This is a genomic window from Vibrio rubrogenes (genome assembly GCF_059641415.1).
Map to the genome: position 1 here is coordinate 1 of NZ_JCARSY010000126.1, position 390 is coordinate 390.

A 390-nucleotide genomic window follows, 5' to 3' on the forward strand; every position below is an offset into this window, starting at 1 on the left:
CTGACAGTCGGCTTGTTCAATCAGTATGCGCAAGGGTTAAAAGCAGTGTTGCCAAGTCTGCGTTATCTGCTGGTGGGCGGCGATGCCCTTGACCCGGCCGTAATCCGTCGGGTGCTGGCGGAGAGTGCGCCACAACATCTGCTCAACGGTTACGGTCCGACGGAAACCACCACATTTGCCTTAACTCATGCAATCACCTCGGTCGCTGAGGATGCGGTAAGCATTCCGCTGGGTCGTCCGATTGGCAATACCCAAGTCTATCTGCTTAACGCTCACGGCCAGCCGGTGCCACAAGGTGTGGTGGGTGAGCTGCATATCGGCGGTGATGGTGTCGCGTTGGGTTATCTCAACCAAGATGAGCTGACCGCGGAGCGGTTTATCCCAGACCCA

General features: G+C 57.2%; 1 protein-coding gene. It reads left to right on the top strand.

The features are described from left to right. Positions 1 to 390, top strand: a 390-nt coding sequence (locus AC55NX_RS20850) for an AMP-binding protein (RefSeq protein ID WP_496997472.1), incomplete at both ends; no start/stop codon positions are given.